The 17,916-nt window shown below is 58.4% G+C and carries 11 protein-coding genes; 10 read left to right on the plus strand and 1 reads right to left on the minus strand.

Going from position 1 to position 17,916, the window contains the following annotated elements; all coding sequences use genetic code 11:
• Window positions 1-21: 21 nt before the first annotated feature.
• Window positions 22-939: a class I fructose-bisphosphate aldolase gene (locus QQL64_RS02145; protein WP_284395544.1), complete on the minus strand. Its 918-nt coding sequence runs from the start codon at window positions 937-939 to the stop codon at window positions 22-24.
• A gap of 56 nt (window positions 940-995) precedes the next feature.
• Here QQL64_RS02145 and QQL64_RS02150 point away from each other — a divergent pair, with 56 nt between their 5' ends.
• From QQL64_RS02150 to QQL64_RS02195, 10 genes are all read left to right on the plus strand, one after another.
• Complete coding sequence (locus tag QQL64_RS02150; protein ID WP_284395545.1) at window positions 996-2,198, plus strand: SIS domain-containing protein; 1,203 nt, start codon at window positions 996-998, stop codon at window positions 2,196-2,198.
• Window positions 2,195-3,136, plus strand: a complete 942-nt coding sequence (locus QQL64_RS02155; RefSeq protein ID WP_284395546.1) for a carbohydrate kinase family protein — start codon at window positions 2,195-2,197, stop codon at window positions 3,134-3,136. The genes QQL64_RS02150 and QQL64_RS02155 overlap by 4 nt, the downstream gene beginning before the upstream one ends.
• Window positions 3,133-4,062 (plus strand): 1-phosphofructokinase family hexose kinase, encoded by a 930-nt coding sequence (locus QQL64_RS02160; RefSeq protein WP_284395547.1) that lies wholly within the window; start codon window positions 3,133-3,135, stop codon window positions 4,060-4,062. The genes QQL64_RS02155 and QQL64_RS02160 overlap by 4 nt, the downstream gene beginning before the upstream one ends.
• Before the next feature lie 177 nt (window positions 4,063-4,239).
• A complete protein-coding gene (locus QQL64_RS02165; protein WP_284395548.1) occupies window positions 4,240-7,401 on the plus strand; it encodes a TonB-dependent receptor domain-containing protein in 3,162 nt (1,053 codons plus the stop codon).
• 438 nt (window positions 7,402-7,839) lie between these two features.
• The gene (locus QQL64_RS02170) at window positions 7,840-10,848 is read left to right on the plus strand and encodes a TonB-dependent receptor (protein WP_284395549.1); all 3,009 of its coding nucleotides are present in this window, start codon (window positions 7,840-7,842) and stop codon (window positions 10,846-10,848) included.
• An 8-nt stretch (window positions 10,849-10,856) separates the two neighbouring features.
• Window positions 10,857-12,947 (plus strand): alpha-galactosidase, encoded by a 2,091-nt coding sequence (locus tag QQL64_RS02175; RefSeq protein WP_284395550.1) that lies wholly within the window; start codon window positions 10,857-10,859, stop codon window positions 12,945-12,947.
• Window positions 12,948-13,038: 91 nt separating this feature from the next.
• Window positions 13,039-14,907 (plus strand): beta-galactosidase, encoded by a 1,869-nt coding sequence (locus QQL64_RS02180; protein WP_284395551.1) that lies wholly within the window; start codon window positions 13,039-13,041, stop codon window positions 14,905-14,907.
• A gap of 180 nt (window positions 14,908-15,087) precedes the next feature.
• The gene (locus QQL64_RS02185) at window positions 15,088-15,771 is read left to right on the plus strand and encodes a hypothetical protein (protein ID WP_284395552.1); all 684 of its coding nucleotides are present in this window, start codon (window positions 15,088-15,090) and stop codon (window positions 15,769-15,771) included.
• A 184-nt stretch (window positions 15,772-15,955) separates the two neighbouring features.
• Window positions 15,956-16,450 (plus strand): hypothetical protein, encoded by a 495-nt coding sequence (locus tag QQL64_RS02190; protein ID WP_284395553.1) that lies wholly within the window; start codon window positions 15,956-15,958, stop codon window positions 16,448-16,450.
• Window positions 16,451-16,478: 28 nt separating this feature from the next.
• On the plus strand, window positions 16,479-17,906 hold the full coding sequence (locus tag QQL64_RS02195; protein WP_284395554.1) for a peptidoglycan-binding domain-containing protein: 1,428 nt from the start codon (window positions 16,479-16,481) through the stop codon (window positions 17,904-17,906).
• The last annotated feature ends 10 nt before the right edge of the window (window positions 17,907-17,916 follow it).

Below are 17,916 nucleotides of genomic sequence, written 5' to 3' on the forward strand. Positions count from 1 at the left end.
GGGGAGAGGGAGTAGGGCAGCTTAGCGCGGATACTTGGCCATGATCTGATGCACTTGCTGCACCAACGCAATCGCTTTGTCGAGCGGGCGCAGCCACATATTGCGGCCAAACATCACACCGTGTGCGCCCGACGCCATGTAGAACTCCACCTTGCGCAGTACCGCCGCATCGTCGTCGTTCTTTTCGCCGCCGGAGAACAGCACCATGGTACGTCCGGCCGAACGTACCACGCGCTCCGTGCGTGCCGATGCGTCTTCCTGCAACGTGTTGTATGGCGCTGGGGAATGAGCGGTGCTGTCGTCCGGCTCGTGCAGTTTCACGATATCGGCGCCCAGTTCCAGCGCTACGCGTGCGGCGTAATCCTGCGCGTACAAACTGCCCTTGCCACCCTTGGCATCGATCGCCGCGCCGCGCGGATACGACCACAACACCAGGGGCATGCCGAAGCGCTCGCAATCCTGCCGCACTTTTTCGAACTGGCGGAATTCGTCATGCTGGCGCGGCGAACCTACATACATGGTGTAGCCGACGGCGTCGGCGCCGAGCCGCACGGCGTCTTCCACCGAAGCGAACAGCGGCGAGGTGGCCTCCGCATCACTAGGAATATTGGTCTTGCCATTGAGCTTGAGAATCAGCGGAATCCGCCCGCACCACTCGCCCATGTATTTCTCTGCCAACCCCACACCGAGCGCGATCGCCGAAAAATTCCCCTCCACCGCGAGCCGGAACTGGTAGGCCGGATCGACGGCAGGGGGATGGGGGAAAAAGTCGGTCGGGCCGTGCTCTAGACCCTGATCCAGCGGGAGTACGAGCAAACTGCCATTGCGCGGACCGTGGCCGTACATCAGGCGCCACAAGCGGGTGCGCTTGCCGTGGGAGAGGGACAGTTGCGAAAACTTTTCGGAAGCTTTCGAAAGGTGTTGTAACTGATCTTTCATTTCGAATACTCTGTGAGCGTCATCGGATGGTTTCACATTCGAGCGAATTGAGCAAAATGTCAATACTTCATAAGAAAACGAAAGAAAAAGAAGGGCTGGAGGCACTTCAGGCGCAGCCGGCTGAAGCGCAGCAGGCTGCGGGTTACGCGGACACGTTGCGCGAAATTCTGCAGCAGCCCGCCACCTGGCAGGACACTTTCGATCTATTGCACAGCACGGTAGTGCAACAGCGACTGGCGAAAGCGCTCAATCAGCAGCCGGGTCACATCGTGCTGACCGGTTCGGGCAGCTCCATGTATATCGGCGAATGCCTGGCGCCTCTATTGCAGTCGGGTCTTGGTGTCCCGGTGCAGGCGATCGCTGCCGGTACCTTGCTTACGCATTGGCGCAGCGTACTGCCGCCGGGGCCGGGGCTGCTGATCTCGCTGGCGCGTTCGGGCGATAGCCCGGAAAGCGGTGGCGTGATGAGTACGCTGCTGGCCGAAGCACCGGCGTGGCGCCACCTGGTTATCACGTGCAACGCTGACGGCAAGCTCGCCACGCACTACCGCAACGATCCGCGCGTCACGGTGCTGGTGCTGGATGAGCGCACCAACGACCGCAGCCTGGTGATGACCAGCAGCTTCACCAATCTGTTGCTAGGCGGCAGTGGATTATTGCAAGGCACGCGCGAGGAACTCGTCGCTAACGCAATCACTCGCGCGGCATCCGGCGCGCAGCACATCTTCGATACGCAATCCGATACCGTCGCGGCGCTCGCACAGCGCGACTTCACTTCCGTGGTCTATCTCGGTAGCGGCGCAGCGTTTGGTGCAGCACGCGAAGGTGCACTGAAAATGCTGGAGATGACGGGTGGCCAAGTCATCACGATGGCCGAGACCTTTCTTGGGCTGCGGCATGGGCCGATGTCCTTCGTCCATCCTTCCACGCTGATTGTGGCGCTGCTTTCGACGGATCCGGCGGTACGTCGCTACGAGTGCGACGTGCTGCGCGAGTTGTCGCGCAAGCAGCTCGGCATGGCGAAGTTGGTGATCGGCGATGACGTGCCCGATGATGTGCTCGGTGCCAACGACGTTCTTGTTACGCCATCCACGTCGATGAGCGGTACGGAAATACCTACCGTGCTCGCTGGCATCGTCACCATGCAGCTGTTGGCCTTTTTCCGCTGTCTGCAACTTGGCGGCAAACCCGACACGCCTTCCGAGGGGGTGCTCACGCGCGTCGTAGAAGATTTTGCGATTCACGGAGCGACGCCGTGAAACCCACCCACCATCCCGTGCGCATCCTGGTCGTCGGCGAAATCAATGTCGACTTCGTGTTCAAGGGTTGTCACGCGCTGCCCATGCCGGGCAAGGAAGTATTGGCCGACGATTTCGTGATGACGCCGGGCAGCTCGTCGATGATCTGTGCGATGGGTCTGGCGCGGCTCGGCAATCAGGTGGCCTTTCACGGCAGATTGGGCACGGATGCGTCGGGCAAGTTCTGTCTAGAGGCATTGCAGGATGCCGGTATCGATGTTACGTCGTTGCGGCCGGACGGTTCCCAGCGCACGGGCGTTACCGTTTCTCTGTCTACGCCGCAGGATCGCGCCTTGGTGACGTTCGCCGGTGCGATCGCTGAATTGCGGGCCGAGGAAATCGAAGACGAATGGTTGAGGGCAGCCGATCATCTGCATGTCTCCTCGTATTACTTGCAGAAGGCGTTGCGGCCCGGTTGCCGTGAGCTGTTCGCGCGTGCCGCATCGTTAGGGCTGACTACGTCGCTCGATCCCGGCTTCGATCCGGAACAGCAATGGGAAAGCGATCTGTTCGATACCTTGCGCGAAGTGGATGTCTTCCTACCCAACGAACAAGAGCTGCAGGCCATCACGGGCCGCAGCGACATGCGCGAAGCGCTTGCATTGGTTCAGAACGGGCGCACACAGACGATCGTCAAGCGTGGACGCCAAGGCTGCGTCAGCGTGCACGACGGTCAATGGCTAAACGTACCGGCCTATGCCGTCGACGCCATCGACAGCACAGGTGCAGGCGATTCTTTCGACGCCGGTTTTCTGCATGCATGGCTGCGCGACGTGCCCTTGCTGGATTGCATGCGCTGGGGCAGCGCGTGCGGCGGCTTGTCGACGCGCGGCATCGGCGGTACGACTAGGCAGGCGAGTACGAGCGAAGTGCTCGCATTGATGACGGATAAATCATGATTACCGTCGCCGGATTCAATACCGCCATCGATCGCTTCATCCATCTCGATGCGCTGAAACCCGGCGAGGTTCACCGCGTGCGTGCGGAGCAGGTTTATCCCGGCGGCAAAGGTGTGCATGTGGCGCAGACCATCGCCGCGCTTGGTGAACGCGTGCAGCTGGTGGGCCTGATCGATGCCATGCATCGCCATCTGATCTGCCAGCGCATGAGCGAGCGCGGCGTGTTGTTCCATGGCGTGGAGATCGCCGGCGAATTGCGCCATTGCCTGGCCTTGCAGGAGGCCGACGGCAGCATCACCGAAGTGCTGGGGCAGGGGCCGCTGCTGTCACCCGCCGAATGTGATGCCTTGCTGCTGGATTTTCGCCGCAGCGTCGACGAAAGCGATTTGGTGATTCTGTCCGGCAGTTTGCCGCGCGGCTTTCCGTCGACCGTGTATGCCGAATTGGTCGATTACGTCAAAAGCAGCGGTAAACGCTGCCTGGTCGATGCGAGTGGCGACGCGATGCGGCACGCGGTGGACGCGAAGCCTTTCTTGGTCAAGCCCAATCGTGACGAGATCGGCGAGTTGCGCGGGAAACCTGTCGCCGATCTTGATGCTGCGATCGAGGCTGTGGGCGAGTTGCAGGCGCACGGCGTGGTTATGCCCGTGGTGACGTTGGGTGCGCTGGGTGTAACGACCGGCGATCCCAGTGGAATCTGGCACGCCGGACTATCGCTGCCTCAGGTTCGCAACACCGTTGGTTCGGGCGATTGCCTACTGGCCGGGATGGCGGTGGGTATAGCGCGCGATATGAGTTTGGAACAAACCCTGCGATTGGGCGTGGCTTGTGGTGCGTCTAATGCGCTGGGTGAGGAGACCGGTTTCGTCGAGCGACGGACGGTAGAGGCGTTGTTACCTCAAGTAAAGGTGCAACGTCTGACGTGACAAACGAGGAAGAGATTAACCGGACGGCTATCCGTCCGGCGGGGAAGGCTTGCGCTTAAAAAATGATGAGGGTGAACGGGTTCGTGGGATGGGGACGTTTCCACGAGCATCCATAACCGCCTGCAGCAGAGGGAGAGGTCATATCTGCGCAGGCGATAAAAAAGGGAGAGGGTAGTCATGCGTGCTGTGAACGGTTGTCGGCTTGCCGTCGATGGCAAGAGCAGAAAGTTGTTGGCGATATCCATCCGCAAGTCGCTGACGGCAATGCAGGTGGTTTGCGTGACGGGAAGTTTCGCGCTTGCCGGGAGTGCTTGGGCACAAACCAACACCCCGAGCGCAGCAACAACTAGCGGGGCTGCTACGAACGCAGCCCAGAGCACTAGTTCGACCAATCAGAGTTCCACGTCGACATCGAGCGCTACGTCGTCGCCATCGTCGAAGAAGGCGGTGCAGCTGGAACAGGTCACCGTAACCGGCACGAATATTCGCGGCGTCGACATGGAAACGGCGCTGCCGACCATCACCATCTCGAAGCAGGATATCGAGCGTCAGGGCTTTGCCACCGTCGGCCAGCTGCTGCAAAACCTTCCTTCCGCAGCAACGCCGGACTTGAGCCGCGGCGACGCTGCGTCGCTGGGCCCCAATCAGGGCGGAACCTTCATCGATTTGCGCGGCCTCGGCGCGCAACGTACGTTGGTGCTGGTGGACGGTCAGCGCATCGGCGCCGTGCATGGCGGTTACACGGATATCAGCGTGATCCCCGCCGCGATCGTCGACCATATCGACATTCTGGGTAGCGGTGCTTCGGCGATCTACGGTTCCGACGCCATTGCTGGCGTGATCAACATCGTCACGATCAAGAACTTCAAAGGTGTGCAGATCGATACCTATGCCGGCGAATACATGCCGCATGAAGACGGTGCCCAGGCGCAGTACAGCGTAACGGCAGGCACCTCCACCGAGCGCAACTCGCTGATCGGCAGTGTTTCTTACCAATATCAAGGGTCGGTCTGGGGTGGCGATCGTCCATGGTCGGCCTATCCCCAAACCAATCATTACCCCTATTTCGGACTTAGCTCGTTACCACCGAACAGCGGTTTCATTCTCAATTCGCCGCAGACGAATCCGCTTATCCCCGGCGATAACACACTGGTTCTGAATCCGGGCGGCAATTCGTCCATTCTTGCGGATTACTCCTTTCGGCAGCCGCGAACCTATAGCGCGAACGGCAATGTTTCCAGCCTCGCCAATGCAGGGTCGTACATCTACAACTATAACAATCTGAGCACCATCCTCAGTCCCAACAAAACCAAGAATCTGTATCTGGCCGATCGCTACAAGATCACCGACCACATCACTGCGCATATCGAGTTCGGTTACAACCAGAGCTACAACGGCGGTGCCGGTGGGCCGAGCTATTTGTACAGCGGCCAATCCAGCAATCCGCCGAATCTGCCGCAGTTCCCGATCGTGCTTTCCGCGCAGAGCTACTACAACCCGTACAACGCGCCGGGCCAGACGCCGCAGGACGTGCAATTCGAACGCCAGTTTCCGCAGAACCTCTATACCAACGACAACACCTCCAAAAACTATCGTTATAGCGCCGGCCTGGAAGGTGATTTCAGTTTCGACGATCACGTCTTCAACTGGGACGCTTACTACTACGACAGCAAGATCCGCGATGTCGACATTCGCCCCGGACAGTACAACCTGATCAATGTGACGCAGGCGCTGGGACCTTCTTTCATGGGCAGCGATGGTGCGGTCCATTGCGGTACGCCGGGCAATATCATTGCCGGTTGTGTGCCTTTGAATCCGCTCGGCACCATCACGCAACAGATGCTCGACTACATTGCCATCAACAATGTCGAGCGCACGGGCTACGATGAAAAGGCTGCCGTCGCCGACATCAGCGGGGATGTCTATGAGCTGCCTGGAGGCGACCTCACCATTGCAGCCGGTGTGCAACATCGAACCGAAGCAGGTTACGACGACACCGATCCCTTTGCGACAGCGGGGTATTCCAGCGACTACTCGGTCGAGCCCAATCACGGCAGCTTCAGTCTCAACGAAGGCTATCTCGAGGTTTATGCCCCGCTGCTGAAAGATCTGCCGGGCGTACAAAGCCTCTCGGTCGACGTGGCGCGCCGCTGGTCGTACTACAGCAATTTCGGTGGCACGCGTAACAATTCCTTCAAGCTCGCGTGGAAGCCGATTGACGACGTCATGGTGCGTGCCAGCTACAGCACCAATTTCCGTGCGCCGACGATCAACGATCTGTATCAGGGACTCTATCTGGCCGGTGGTTTCACCGATCCTTGCGATGCGGTGTACGGGCAGTCGCAGTACGGCTACAGCTCGGCGGTAGCGCAGCGTTGCCTCACCGGTGTGGGCGGCCTTCCCGGCGTGCCTGCCAATTTTCGACAGACGGATATTACGGGTACACCGGTCACAGGCCCCGGCGCCGGGGGCATTACCAATAGCTACAACGGCGGCAATCCCAACTTGAAACCGGAAACCGCGTACAACGGCGATATCGGTTTGGTCTACAGCCCCTCCTGGTTGCCGGGCTTCAATACCACACTCGATTGGTGGAGCTACAACATTCGCAATCTGATCACGGGTATCAGCAACGATCAGGTGCTTGCCGATTGCTATGAATTCGACATTACTTCGGCGTGCTCGCAGTTCCAGCGCAAAGGTGGCACCGGACCGTTGGCTGGTCAGATCATCAACTTGATGAATCTGGAAACCAATGCCGGTTGGCTGAAGGAGCGCGGCTGGGATTTCGGTGTGAACTATGCGTTGCCCGAATTCAGTTTCGGCCGTTTCAAGTTAGGCCTGCAGAGCACGTATATCGCCTCAAACAATGTGCAGCCGACGGTGGGCGCCGCGGTGCAGTACACGGCAGGCACGGCATTGGGCAATCTCGACGGCGCAGTGTGGCGCGTGCGCGGCACATTCACCGTGAGCTGGGACTGGCGCAATTTCGGTGCCGACTGGACGGTGCGCTACTTCTCGCCGATCAAGGGTCCCTGCGCTTATCCGCCACCGACCACGACCACGGCATTCCCGTGCACGTTGCCTGACTATTACGCGCCGGGGGTGGGCATCTCGCCGATGACACAAGAGGCGTCAGCCACCTTCAACGATTTGCAGGTGCATTGGAAAGCGCCTTGGAACGGCACCTTCTCACTGGGCGTCAACAACATCTTCAACCATGTGGGGCCTTACATCTACGGCGGCGGCTTCAATTCGGGTACGGACAGCTACAACGACTACAACGCCTCGTATGACATCGGTCGTTTCGTCTACATGCGCTACCAGCAAAAGTTCTAACGGTTGAGCGGAGTGGGTGCCGCGCCGACAGCAGTCGGCGGCACCCGCTCATTCCGCTTGGAAGAAAGATCGACCACGGTAAAGGCATGCCGGTGGTGTTTTAAGAAGGCCAACGCCGAGACGAGTGTTTGGTGGAAGGCCTTACGAGTTCATATCGAGGTTTATCAGTTGAGTGACATAGACACAGGGCAAGTTCGGGTCGAACGGGAGAGGTTCGATTCACGATGGAGTGGTTGATCGCACGATGCGTGCGCGCCCGGTTGATCACGGGCGATCCGTTCGGCGGGGAGCCAGCGGTGACGACATCACGATCGCGATGGCCAGTGAGGCCATCGCGTAGAGCAAAGGTTTGCGACAAGTCAGCAACGGCTGCTTTGGCAGGGTTTTCTAAAAATAGCTACTCGATAGAGGGGTGGGTCCATGAAATGCGGAGTTTTGTTGAAGCGTAGATGCCTGGTGATGGTGATCGGCTCCTTGTTGATATCGGCCGGCGCCTATGGCCAGTCGACGACCAGCAACATCTACGGTCAGGTAACGGCGGAGAAGGGTCTTAGCGTTGTCATTCATAGCGACACGGGTTTGACCCGTGAGATCGGCATCGACAGCGCGGGTCGATACAACGCCGCGCAATTGCCGGTAGGTACCTACACGGTCACGCTGATGCGCAACGGTACTGCGCTGCAGACGCACGAGCACGTGGTGCTCAACGTCGGTGTCGGCGTCAACGTTTCGTTTACCCAGCCGGTGGATGCCAAGGAGCTGTCGGGCGTGTCGGTGTCCGCCAACAGCACGCCGCCGATCGATGTCAGTTCGGTGGACTCGCGCACGGTGATCACCGCCCAGCAGTTGGCAGCCTTGCCTCTGCCGCGCACGGCAGAAGCGGCTGCGCTGCTTGCACCCGGCGCCGTAGGCGATAGCGGTGGATTCGTCAGCACCACCGGTGTTCCGCTGGTGAGCTTCGGTGGCTCGTCGGTGCAAGAGAACGCGTATTACATCAACGGTTTCAACACCACCGATCCCTATCTTGGCCAGGGCGGCATCACGTTGCCTTATGGCTCGATCGACCAGGAAGAAGTCTATACGGGCGGCTACAGCGCCCAATACGGCCGTTCCGACGGTGGTGTGCTCAACATGATCGGCAAGAGCGGCACCAACGAATGGCACTTCGGCGGACAAATGCTGTACGAGCCGGAAGGTCTGCGCAGCAGCCAGGACAATACGTACTATGCGAACGGACTGCCGCCGTCGCCTGTGGCGGGGAATTTGTTCGATCCCAACAGCAAAAACAACCACTGGACGTCCGTTTACGACGCCTATGTCGGCGGTCCGATCATCAAGGACAAGCTGTTCTTCTTCGTTTCGACTGAAATGAGCGACGTCGGCGGCCAGACGGTGGGTAGCGTGGCCAACGGGCAGGGCAGCAGCGCGACCGCGCCGGGCACTGCCGAAAACTACAAGACGCGTTTGCCGAAGTGGTACGCCAAGATCAACTGGAACATCACCGACAAGAACCTGCTCGAACTAACGGGTGCCTCCAGCAAGGAGGAAGGGCTCGGCTCGATCTACAACTACGACTACAACAAGCTGCAGGAAACCACGTTCAAGGGCTACGCCAATGACACCAAGAGCGGTGGCGATCTGCTGTCGGCGAAGTTCACCAGCTACATCACGGACAATCTGACCTTCACAGCCTTGTACGGCAAGATGAAGACATTCAATTACAGCACGCCGGTGGACTACAACCCTGATGCTACTTACATCTCCGGCGCCACGTATCAGAATCCGTCGCTCAATAATGGAGTGCCGAACAATGGCATCCAGACCGTCAGCTCTCTCTACAATCCTTACTACCGTACCAGCAACCTGCGCGTCAGCCTGAGCTACGTGCTGGGCGATCACACGATCACCGCAGGTATCGATAACTTGACCTCCGGTGCCTACGATCAGGGCAATAACACCTCTGGCCCAGGTTATGGCTGGAACTACGGCTATACACCCGATCCGACCGTGGCGTTGATTCCGGCGCTTGGCGTCGGCGCGCTGGCCAACTATCCCAATGGCGCGTCGGGCTATTACGTCAGCAAGAACATGTTCATCGGTGGCGCGAATCTAGTGACCAAGCAACGCGCGGAATACATCGAAGACCAGTGGCAGGTCAGCGATCGCTGGTTGGTGTCGCTGGGTCTGCGTGACGATGGTTTCAACAACACCAATGCCGCGGGTCAGTCGTACATGGCGCAGACCAAGCCGCAGTGGGCGCCGCGTCTTGGCTTCAGTTGGGACGTCAACGGCGATGGCAGCTTCAAGGTGTATGGCAATGCGGGTCGTTACTATCTCGGTGCGCCGCTTGCACCGGGCGGCCCGGCCAACGGTTACACCAGCACGCAGCAGTACTTTACCTATAGCGGTATCGCCGGCGACGGCACGCCCACGGGTTTGACGCAAGTATCGGGGCCGGTGTCGGCAGACAATGCCTTTGGGCAGACGCCCGATCCGCGCACAGTTACGGTGCAGAAACTGAAGGCCGAAGATCAGGATGAATTCATCCTGGGCTTCACCAAAACGGCGGGCTCTTCGTGGATCTACGGGGCCAAACTGACGCGTCGTATCCTGCGGCACGACATCGACGATTACTGCGATATCCAGACAGTCATCAACAAAGCGGCCTCGTTGGGTATCACCGACGTCAACAACGCCAGCTGTTATTACATCAACCCTGGTCAAGCCAACACATTTGCCGTGGAGGACCCCACCGGCGCTTTCCATAACGTGACGCTGACCAATGCGGAAATGGGCTTCCCGGCGATGGTGCGCAAGTACTATGGCCTGGAGGGTTTCTTGGAGCACCCGTTCGACGGGCACTGGTACGGCAAGATCGATTACGTGTTCTCGCGCAGCTACGGCAACAACGAGGGCATGGGCGAAACCGACATCATGGCGCTTGCCGCAACCCAGAACACGTACTGGGATTTCCCGCAGTTGATGCAATACGGTATCGGTCCACAGGGTGAAGACCACACGCACCAGCTGAAAGCCTACGGCTACTACCAGCTCACGCCGGAATGGCAGGTCTCGGCAAATCTGAGTTTGGTCTCGGGCGGTCCCAAGTATTGTCTGGGTCTGTACGGTCCGAACCAAACCGACCCGGTGGGTTACGGTTCGCTTTATCAGTGGTGCGGCGGTCAGCCGTCACCGCCCGGTGCTGCCGGTCGTCTACCGTGGATGAAGCAGGTCGATGTGGGCGTCCGCTATCGACCGGCATTCGCCGCACACAAGCTGGGCTTCAGTCTGGATGTGGTCAACCTGTTCAATGGCCAGGTGCCGCTCAATGAATACCCGGAATACAACACGGGAACTGTGCCGGCCGCGCCGAATCCGCTCTATGGAACGGCGATGCTGCTGCAGACACCGCGGTACGTGCGATTCGGCGTGACGTACGATTATTGATCTTGCCCATGCTCCCACGTTCGAAGGCTGCGGTAGCTGCCGCAGCCTTCGGGCGTTGGATCAACTCCTCGAGACTTAGTGATATGCCCAATCCATCGAAGTTGCATCGTCGCGATCGCGCCGCGGTTCGACGCAAGTTGTTTGTCCTTGGCATGTTCGCGGCATCGGCCGGTGTCGCGGCCATTGTTCCGCGCTCGTTCGCCGAGCCAGCTCCTGATTCCCATTCGTTTGGCAACGCAGCGATATCGGTGCGCTGGCAACGGGTCGGTGGTCACGTGCAGAACATGGTGCTTACGGATCATGTCAATCAGCGCGACATTCCAGTCGTCTCTCCATTCGCATTGGCCTTGCGTAGTGGCAAAAAATTGGATGCGTCGCAATTGTCACTGTTGACCCCGGTCACGGAGGTAGTGCTGAAGGCCGATCCGCGTGCTTCGCGCGAAGCCGAACGCTTGCCTGGGCACGCCATCAAGGCGAGTTTCGGCGACGCGGACGGCCGCATCCGCGTGGATTGGCAATGGGTACAGCGTGAAGGCAGCGACTACATGCGCGAGATCGTCACTGTCACGGCACTGAAGAAGAGCGAGGATATTTCGCGCATCGACCTGCTGCAGCTCAGGGCGGATCACGCTGAAGTGATCGGCACGGTGCAGGGTTCGCCGGTGGTTGCGGGGCACGACTATGTCGGTTTCGAGCAACCCTTGTCCAGCAGCGAAGTGCGCGGCACGCAGATCCACTTGTGGATGGACGAGGGGCTGCCTTTGCCGAAAGGGCAGTCCGTGACTTATTCCGCGGTGGCTGGCGTCACCCACGACGATCAATTGCGGCGCGACTTCGCGGCCTACGTTGAACGCGAGCGGGCGCATCCCTACCGGCCATTTCTGCATTACAACTCGTGGTACGACATTGGCTATTTTACGCCGTACACCGAAGCGGAAGCGGTGGATCGCATCAACGCCTTCGGCCAGGAGCTGAGCGTGAAGCGCGGTGTGAAACTCAATTCGTTTCTGTTCGACGATGGTTGGGACGATCGCAGCGGCAGCTGGCATTTCAGCAAGGACTTTCCGCACGGCTTCGTGCCATTGCGAGAGGCGGCGGCCAAGTACGGTGCGGCGCCCGGCGTATGGCTATCGCCGTGGGGCGGCTACAGTTCGCCCAAAGAGGAACGGATAACGAACGGCAAGGCGGCCGGTTACGAGATCATCGACGGCGGCTTCGCGTTGTCCGGCCCCAAGTACTACCAGCGTTTCCATGACGCCGTGATGGAGCTGCTGGACAAGGATGGCATCAATCAATTCAAGTTCGACGGTACCGGCAATGTCAGCAGCGTGTTTCCCGGCAGCCGTTTCACCAGCGACTTCGCCGCGGCGATTCAGCTGATCGAGGATATCCGTAAAGCCAAGCCGGATACCTATATCAACCTCACCACCGGCACCTGGGCTTCGCCATTCTGGCTGCGTTATGCCGATTCGATCTGGCGCGGCGGCGAGGACGACTGGCATGCCGGTGTCGGTACCGAGCGCGAGCAATGGATCACCTATCGCGACCAGCAGACCTACGAGAACATCGTGATCCAGGGGCCGTTGTTCCCGATCAACTCGCTGATGCTCCACGGCATCATCTACGCGCAGAAGAACAACCGCCTCAATACCGACCCGGGCCATGACTTCGCCAACGAGGTGCACTCGTACTTCGCCACTGGAACTCAGTTGCAGGAGATGTACATCACGCCGTCGCTGTTGAGCAAGGACGATTGGAACACGCTGGCCGATGCGGCGAAGTGGTCGCAGGCGAATGCGGACGTACTGCGCGACACGCATTGGATCGGCGGCGATCCGGGCAGGCTGGATGTTTACGGCTGGGCATCGTGGTCGTCGACCAAGTCGATCATCACTCTGCGCAATCCGGGTTCCCATTCACAGACGGCGGTGATCGACTTGCAGCAACAGTTGGAGCTACCCCAGGGTGCATCGCGCCGTTTCAGCGTGCGCGATGTGTGGAAGACCGGGGGCGATGTCCCGCAGCATCTGGATGCCGATCATGTGAGCACGATCACACTCGCGCCATTTGAAGTTTTGACCCTTGAATTGACGCCATGAGGTACGTTCCGCCACTCCGGCCTGCGCCGGGGTGGTGGGCGGAGCGCGTGCCGCGCTATCCGCCGAACGAGATTTTAAAGGGAATGGCATCATGCAGCGACGAGATTTCCTTCGATTTGCAATCCTCACTCCCATCGCCGCCGCGACGCCGTTGGCGCGCGGCGCGACGGAAAAAGGCCCGAGCGTTGAGCCCGTACCTGACGGTAAACATCACCGTTTCGAGCTAAGCCATCGACAGTTTCTGCTTGACGGCGCGCCTTTTCAGATCCGCAGCGGCGAGATGCACCCCGCGCGCATCCCCGCCGAGTATTGGCTCCATCGCATCCGCATGGCCAAGGCGATGGGCCTCAACACCATCGCGGTCTACCTGATGTGGAACAGCTTCGAGAGCGAACCGGGCGTATTCGATCTCAGCACCGGGAGTCGCGATTTCGCGCGTTTTATCGAACTGTGCAAGCAGGAGGGCATGTGGGTCTATCTGCGTCCCGGCCCTTATGTTTGCGCGGAATGGGATTTCGGCGGCCTGCCGCCCTATTTGTTGCGCGATCCGTCCATCCGTGTTCGCACCAAGGATGATCCGCGCTACATGCAGGCCGTCCAACGTTATATGGATGCGGTGGCGCCAAAGCTGGCGCCGCTGATGGCCAGCCGTGGTGGCCCGATCCTGATGATGCAGATCGAAAACGAATATGCGTCATTCGGTCATGATCTCGATTACTTGTTGCGCTTGCGTGCGATGTGGCAGCAGCACGGCATCGAAGGTCCGTTTTCGATTTCCGATGGACTTTCGCAAATTCAAAAAGAGAAGACCTACGTGCCAGGTGCGGCACTAGGTCTGGATGGCGACACCGATTTTGCCGGCGGCCAGCTGATTGCCGGTGAAGCGCCGGTATGGGTAGGCGAGGGTTATCCGGGTTGGCTGACGCACTGGGGCGATCCGGATTTCCAGACGGGCGACTACGCCGCTACGTTGCGAAGGCTGCTGGCCGAAGGGCGTTCGTTCAATCTGTACGTAGTGCACGGCGGAACCAATTTCGGTTTCACCGCGGGCGCCAATGCGAACAACGACTATTCCGGTTTCGAACCGGTCATCACCAGCTACGACTACGGCGCGCCGATCAACGAGCGTGGTGAGGCAACACCGAATTACTACGCGTTCAGGGCACTGATAGCCCCGCATGTAACCCATCGCCTGCCCGAGCCGCCACCTGCACCAGCCACGATGCGCTTCGCCGATGTCGATGCAAAGCCCTACGCGTCGATCTGGGACAACTTGCCGCCCGCCAAGTTGGTGAAGAAACCTGATCCCAACGAGATCCTGTTCGCACAGGATCACGGCATGGTGATGTATCGAAAGACCTTGCAGACCGGTGGCATGCTGCACATCGAAGGCCTGCGCGATTACGGCACGGTATTCAGCAACGGCAAGTATCTCGACTATCTGTCACGGGTCAACAAGCCCGGCTTGCACGTCACACAGCATGTCGATATTCCCCCGCCGGCCAATGGCGCAGGAGCCGTGCTGGATATTCTGGTCGACAGCTTCGGTCATGTCGGTTACGGACAAGCCATCTACGACTTCAAAGGCATCGTCGGTGCGGCCACGCTCGATGGGGACGAAATGATGGAATGGCAGGCACACAGCCTGCCGCTGGACGAGCAATATCTCGACGGTCTGCCTCCGATGACGGATACATCGACGATCCGCCCCGGCATGTTCTTCAAAGCCACCATCAAGTTGGAGGAACTGGGCGATTGCTACATCGACATGAGTGCCTGGGACAAAGGCTATCTGTGGGTGAACCGGCAATTGCTTGGACGCTATTGGCGCATTGGGCCGCAACAGCGGCTGTATTGCCCGGCGTCGTGGTTCGTGCGCGGTCACAACGAGTTGATGGTGTTCGATATGCATCGCGTAAGCGCGACGCCTATTCGAAGTAGTGATCGCCTGAAAGGTTGAGTCATTCCTTCGATTTTGTGCTCCACGGCGATATAGAACACTGCCACGCTGCCGTGTAGGCACAGGCATACGCAGTTCAGGGTCATAGTGGTCGAGCAATTCGGCGTAAGCCGGCATCGAACACCGGGTGCCCCTGAAGACAATCCATCGAAGTTCGAAAACTTCGATGGAGATCTGCGAATGCGCAAGGCCAAAGGGCTGCTTGCCGCCGCTATGTTGCTGGTTGTATGTCAGACGAGCACATCACGGGGAGCGTCGAGCGATGTCGTTAGCACGTTGTCAGAGAAGACTGCGTTGCCTGCGCAAGCTTCATCATCGGCTGGGCCAGCAAAAAGTGCCGCTGCTTCCCCAGAAATTCCTCGCGAGGTCGAAATCTACGCAACCAGAGACGTAGGTGCCGGGCAGAGGTGCATAGTCGGTGCCAGGACCGACGAAGATGGCATGAATGAAAAGCCCGTGGCTTATCTGAGCAATGCGAAGGGAGGATTTTCGTGGGAAGTGTCCTTGTCGATACCCACTGATACCTACCAAGGAAGGGCAACGCACTGCGTTGCATCAGCACGAACATTGTTTGTTCTTGTTCAATCAGACACACAACCACAGCAATCTTTGTCGCAAACCTTGCTGCAAGTAGTCGAGTTGGACAGGAAGAGTGGTGCGGTTCTTGGTTCGAAAAGCATCGACGTGCCGAATATTTCAGCAGCACATACGACGTGGGTGGAGAAGGGAGATAAGAATTTTCTTCCCGATGGAAATGACTTGGTTGTTAGGGGGCGCTATGAATTCATTTCCGACAGAGACAATGCCTCCAAAAAAGAGCCTTCTCGTTTTTCTGTAAATGTTTCACAGCATCACAACCCGTAAGGAGATGGAGTCATGGATGACAAAGAAAGATTCATTGCCGACTCAGTCCCGTCGAGTTCGAGCTGCGACATATGGCTCAACTGAGTACCCGTGATTCAGGAGAATGATTAAGTATCCAATTGTCGACAAACGTTCGGAATGTATAAGTTTCATTTGTGGAACGATCTATTTGCATAGGAACATAATGAATCGCATTCGTCTCGCCTTCTTAATCGCGTTGTGTCAATTGTCTACTGCATGCGGTGCCGGTGATTCGGCGCAGCCTATCCAGGCGTTGGTTCAACAACCTGCACAACAAACAACATCTTCCGTAGCCGCATCGACACTGCTCGGTGATGGGCTGAAGGAGGGCATGACTTACGCAGACTTCCATAATGCGCTTCTTGCTCAGGGCTGGGTGCCTGTGGTGGACAAGCAATGCAAGGCGAATGTGGTCGGCGGGGATTACAAAACGTCGTGCGCAACCCATCCAGACTCCACATGCAATGCATGCGACGTGATACCTGAATTGAGTTCATGCGGTGCTGACGGGGTTTGCCTAACGCGGTTCCACAATGCGAACAACAACAAAAATCTGGAAGTCGGCACCTACGGAGATACTGATGATTGGAACGTTCACGGAGGAGAGTCACGAATTTTAGTTACCGGCTGGAGCATTACACCGGCAGCTTCCCGCTGAATAACAGTTCATAGGAAAGGAAACCTTTATGAGCAATCCGTTGTTGGACCTGATCTCACACGGTGAATCCGGAGTCGACGGTTATAATGCCTACAATCGTGGCACGTATATCGATGCGCAAGGCAAGCCACATATCCGGCCCGCAAACGAGCCCATCGATTTTTCTAGCCTCACGCTGGGACAAGTGCAGGATATGCAGCATCTCGGGCACGATGACCCGAAAAGGTTGCTTGCCGTAGGCAAGTACCAGGTCATTCCGAAAACAATGGATGACGCAATCAATAAGCTGGACCTAGATCGCGACCAACTATTTACACCGGAACTACAAGACAAAATTTTTTCCGATTACCTAATTGTCGATAAGCGTCCGGATGTCCATGACTACATCATTGGAAAGCCAGGCGTGACGCTGGAGGATGCACAACGAGGTATGGCGAAAGAATGGGGGAGTTTTGGCGATCCGGACAATAGTGGACATAGCCACTATCCGTCACCCAACAAATCGAGCATTACGTTAGAGCAATCTGCTGATGCATTGAATCAGATGCGAGCTCAGTACAAGGCTAGTATCGACCGCGGCTTGACGTCGGACGCGGCGTGGCAGGCAGTTACTGACTCAGGGCCATCTCAAACGCAAGCCAATCCGCAACATTCAACAGGCCCTCTCCGCCAAGGTGCGCATGGAGATGCTGTCCGCGCAATGCAAGCCGACTTAGCGGCACTTGGTTACACCGACAACCGAGGCCACGCTTTGCAGCCTGATGGTCACTACGGTCCCAACACCGGAGCTGCCGTCTATGCATTCCAGAGCGACCATGGCTTGCTCAGCGATGGCGTTGCCGGCAGGCACACTCTCGAAGCTATTCACGGGCAGCGCCAGTTAATCAACGACATTTCTGCCTTGGCGCCGGAGCTGGACGGTCGTCAACGTGCGCGAGTGGAGGGTTCGGTCATCTTCAGCCGCGTGTACGCGACGGAACCGGCCGCCACAGTCACGCCCACCGGTCCGGCGCCATCCCCAACGCAGAGCCACATGCTTATCACTGGGCAGGCGAGCAGAGGCATCGCGCCGGATACCAATACCAATCCGCAACTGCGCGATTTCAGCGACTCCAGCCACCCGCAAAACGCGCTGTACAACACCCTCAAAGCAGGATTTCCATCGGATACGACGCCGGCATGGCTCGCCTGTGCCACGGCCGCCTGCTACATGTCAGGAATCAAGCAGCCCGACGATTTGGGAGACATCTACGGCAATGGCGAAAAGATCATGTTCATGTCCAACTCGCTGTTCGCCCTAAGTGCCACGATCGACACCACGCAACCCCCACCAACCGTGCAGCAGACCATGCAACACGTGCAGCAGTTCGACCAGCAGAAGGCGCAGAGGATGAGCGAGATTCGGACGCAGAGCGCGCACGTCAATGCGCACGCGCAGCAGGCGCCGACACGGTAAGGCTCAACAC

This window comes from Dyella lipolytica, assembly GCF_030160075.1.
In the GTDB taxonomy this organism is placed as follows: Bacteria; Pseudomonadota; Gammaproteobacteria; order Xanthomonadales; family Rhodanobacteraceae; genus Dyella_B; species Dyella_B lipolytica.

Bases quoted from the DNA above. Each gene is read 5' to 3' on its own strand.
- QQL64_RS02145 (WP_284395544.1), bottom strand. From the start codon at position 939: ATGAAAGATCAGTTACAACACCTTTCGAAAGCTTCCGAAAAGTTTTCG.
- QQL64_RS02150 (WP_284395545.1), top strand. From the start codon at position 996: ATGTCAATACTTCATAAGAAAACGAAAGAAAAAGAAGGGCTGGAGGCA.
- QQL64_RS02160 (WP_284395547.1), top strand. From the start codon at position 3,133: ATGATTACCGTCGCCGGATTCAATACCGCCATCGATCGCTTCATCCAT.
- QQL64_RS02165 (WP_284395548.1), top strand. From the start codon at position 4,240: ATGCGTGCTGTGAACGGTTGTCGGCTTGCCGTCGATGGCAAGAGCAGA.
- QQL64_RS02175 (WP_284395550.1), top strand. From the start codon at position 10,857: ATGCTCCCACGTTCGAAGGCTGCGGTAGCTGCCGCAGCCTTCGGGCGT.
- QQL64_RS02180 (WP_284395551.1), top strand. From the start codon at position 13,039: ATGCAGCGACGAGATTTCCTTCGATTTGCAATCCTCACTCCCATCGCC.
- QQL64_RS02185 (WP_284395552.1), top strand. From the start codon at position 15,088: ATGCGCAAGGCCAAAGGGCTGCTTGCCGCCGCTATGTTGCTGGTTGTA.
- QQL64_RS02190 (WP_284395553.1), top strand. From the start codon at position 15,956: ATGAATCGCATTCGTCTCGCCTTCTTAATCGCGTTGTGTCAATTGTCT.
- QQL64_RS02195 (WP_284395554.1), top strand. From the start codon at position 16,479: ATGAGCAATCCGTTGTTGGACCTGATCTCACACGGTGAATCCGGAGTC.